This is a genomic window from bacterium (assembly GCA_037131655.1).
Classification (GTDB): domain Bacteria; phylum Armatimonadota; class Fimbriimonadia; order Fimbriimonadales; family JBAXQP01; genus JBAXQP01.
This window is the reverse complement of sequence record JBAXQP010000272.1, coordinates 1-3,663: the sequence shown is the minus strand read 5'-3', so window position 1 is coordinate 3,663 and position 3,663 is coordinate 1. Positions and strand designations below refer to the sequence as shown.

2 protein-coding genes are annotated in these 3,663 nt (G+C 51.8%); one reads left to right on the top strand and one right to left on the bottom strand.

What is annotated here, in order from left to right:
* The coding region (locus WCO51_11030; GenBank protein ID MEI6513787.1) for a glycoside hydrolase family 32 protein at positions 1 to 1,328 on the bottom strand (1,328 nt) is incomplete at its 3' end.
* Positions 1,329 to 1,492: 164 nt separating this feature from the next.
* Between WCO51_11030 and WCO51_11025 the strand changes: the two genes are divergently transcribed.
* Positions 1,493 to 3,663, top strand: a 2,171-nt coding sequence (locus WCO51_11025) for a hypothetical protein (GenBank protein ID MEI6513786.1), incomplete at its 3' end; no start/stop codon positions are given.

Sequence of the window (3,663 nt, the reverse complement as noted above, 5' to 3'; positions counted from 1 at the left end):
AACACTTCCATGATGGATTTGTCCAGGAAGATGCGCAGTTTGAGCGGCTCGCCGGGGGCTAGCTCCAGCGGGAGAACGTGGATAGAGAGGGTCCTAGACAACTTGAGTTCGCTGAGCTCGACATTTGGAGTTTCGCCCTGACGGGATTGGAGGGTGTCGACGGATAAAGTCTTTTCTTTGGGGTTGTAGGTGATTACGGTTTGCTCCTCCCCATCGGGGGAACATCGGACTTTAACGCCGTACTCGGCGGCATCGCTGGGAGCGATTTCGAGTGAGAGTTCAAGGCAATCGCCGCAGACACCTTCCAGCACGCGCTCGCCGGTGAGAGTGAGGTTCTCATAGGATCGCGGCCGGATACGCAGCCTCTCGATTTCCGGTACAGGTTGGATTAGAACCGTGCCGTCTTCGGCCAGGGAAAGCATGCGCGGCATACTCATCGTACCGCTCCAACCTAAGTCATGATTTTCGAAACATTCAAAAACCCACGCCCAGAAGATGCGTCGGCCTTTATCGTCCAGCAGACTCTCAGGCGCAAAAAGTGGGCCGCCGTTCGGGCTGTTCATGAGGGCATGGCGCTCGGGGTAGAACGTTTCGTTCTCCCATCGTCCCAGATAATACTGCGCGCCTCGTCTATGGCTGATAAACAAGAGCATATGAGTGTTGCCCAGCTTGAAGAAATCAGGGCAGGCGCAATCGTCATCGAGGTAGGTCCACTTGCGGTCCGACTGATACATCGGGTGAAGGTATTCCCAGTTGATTAAATCATCTGATTTGAATAGGAAGAGCGTATCGCCGTTTTTATCCCCTTTGGTGATGTTGCCAAGCCCTACATAATAGGTGTCGCCTTCAAGCCAGCAGTGGGGGTCGAAAACGCCATAGATTTCACGCCGTGGATCGCCTTCTTTAAGTTCAGGGATAACCGGATTGTGCGGACTTTTGACCCAGTTGATAAGATCATCTTCTTCGCATTGGGCGATGCAGATACCGGCCTCAACGCCGAAATAGATGAGAGTGGGTATACCGTTTTTATCTAAAAAAGCCCCGCCGCTATAAATACCCTTATCAACATCCCCTGGCATAGGCGCTAAACCGACTGGGTGGAATCGCCAGTGGAGTAAATCAACGCTCGATACATGCCCCCAGCAGTCCCCTAGCTCTTTATCCTGATAGATATAGAAAAGGTGATATTTACCTTTCCAGAATATGGCTCCATTAGGATCAAACGGCCCCCCGAAACCTTCAGGAATCACAAAGTGATATGCAGGACGATAGGGGTCCTTTTGAAACTTCTCTCTAAGTGTACGTGCGCTCTGTATTAATTCATCCATTTCTTGCTCCCACCCAAATTTATAGCTACGATTATACCGGCTAAGCTAAATTTTACAAAGGCTAATTCTAGCACCATAATTTGTTCCAAAAGACTTACTTTCTGCTGCTTTACTAGCGCACAATAGGACTTGCAGAAATGCGACGCAATTTGGGGAGGATTTAAGTGAAAGATAATAAGCAGGGTGAGTTGACGAAAACGACGGATTTGAAGCGGCCATATGCGCTTTGTGGACGACGATGCTATGCAATTGGCACACAAGATAGTTTTTGGCCGGATGTCGGCTGGCATACCTTTAACGAAATGGGCGGAATTTGGACGCATCCGATTAAAGTAGCGGATGGCATCTGGATTGGATTTAACCAGATTGACGAAGGGTGCGAAGGCTTTAACCCGATGCGCCGCGGCTGGCTTAGAGAGTGCGATGAGTTCGTGGTGGGTGATTGGGGCGCGTGGGTTGACCACAAATGGGAGAATATAAGAGAACAGACCAACTGGGGTATTACTGGCAAACTGGCGGTTGAGCGCCGAATGTTCACCTGTAAGGATGAGCCGGCTATGGGCACTGAAGTCCATGTCACCAGCAAGCCGGGCGGGCCTAAAGAACTACTGATGTACGTTTTAACCCGTTATGATATTATCCCAACCTGGTGCTCCGGCTGGCCAGATCCAATTTCTTTGGAAGCTGAGACGGTTGATGGAGTTGTGGTTGTCCATGGTGTCACCAATAACGACCTTCCGTTTGCTTACGGCAAATGGACCGCGGCGATGGCGTTTGATACGCCCGTCTCCCGAGTAGCGATTGGCGATGATATCTGGGGCTGGGAACGAACTACCGGCAAGGGTATGTCCGTTTTGGCCAAAATCCCTATCAAGCTGGAACCCGATGCCACCGTGCGCTTCGTTATCGCGGGTGACCATACCGGCGAAAAGGGCGCTATCGAGACAGCCACTAAAGTGCTCAACGGATACGACAAGTACTTCGATGAGAAGGTCGGTTGGTACAAGAAGATAGCCGAGGAGATGACGGTCGTCGAAACCCCCGAGAAGCTGCTTAATGACGGTTACAGCTGGGGCAAGATGAACCTAGAATGGCTGACCCAAACCTCGCCCATCATCGGTACGGGCGCGTATGCGGGTCTTCAGGACTACGCTCAATACTTCACCGGGGATACGGTCGTTTCGATTGCGGGAATGCTCAATTGCGGGCTGCATGAGACAGCTAAAGACGCGATCCGGATGTTGGCGATGATTATGGAAAAGAATGACTGGCGCGCCGTTCATGCGTTTGTCAGCACCGGCAATATTTATGACCCAGGTTCTGTTGGAGAAACACCTCTGTTCGCCTATTATGTTTGGGAAACCTACAAATGGACAGGCGATGAAGAGTTCCTCAAGGAGATGTACCCGGTTTGCAAGAAAGGCTTGTTCGATTATCTCCTGAAACTGCCGACACGGGATGACATTATTCTTGTCGACTTCGAAGACAAACCTGACAGCGCGGTTGATGCGGGCTGTCCGACGCACATGGCGATGGGCTTTTTGGCGATGCGCCAAATGGCCGAACGTATGCAAGAATGGGATATCGTCGGAAAGGCCGGAGCACAAACGCTTCGGTTCAAAAACCAGATTGAAGAGATTTTCTGGGTCGATGAATTCGGTTCCTACGCAGGCATGGTCGATGAAAAGCTGAAGCCCCAAATCTCGGACTTCGAAAAAGAAAAGGGCGAGTTCAACCATATGCCGTCGGTCTATTTAGCTCACTCACGAGCGGGTGAAAAGTCCAGAATGGTCAGCGCGCTCAAGCGAGTGGACAGGCCGATGTCTTCGAATAAACTCGGCGTCTTTTTAGGGATTTCGAACCCTGATGAAGGCGGCTTCATGCCCTATTCAACCAATATGGCGGCGGTCGGCGCTTTTAACTACGGTGAGCAGGAGCAGGGCTTGCGATTCCTTAGAGGTACCGCCAAATGCCTCGGCCACATCATGCCGGGCGCGCTGCCGGAGACCGTTGCAAGTGATGGCGATCCCAACAAGTTCAACCTGTATGAATCCTCGCACTGGGAGTTCCTCCAGCTTTGGTCTGCGGCTCTCTATTGCGAAGGTTTGGTCTGGGGGCTTCTTCGTGTCGAGCCTGATGCGGCTTGGGGCAAGGTCAAAATGACCCCAAAACTCCCCGAAGGCTGGCCATATGCCGAGATCAAGAACCTGCGCATCGGCCAAACCCGTCTAAGCGTAAGGATCGATAAAGGCAACAAGGCCACCGTAACTCACATCGATGGCCCCGAGCTAGAAATCACCATCCAAGACGCCAACGACGAAGCCGTCTATGCGAG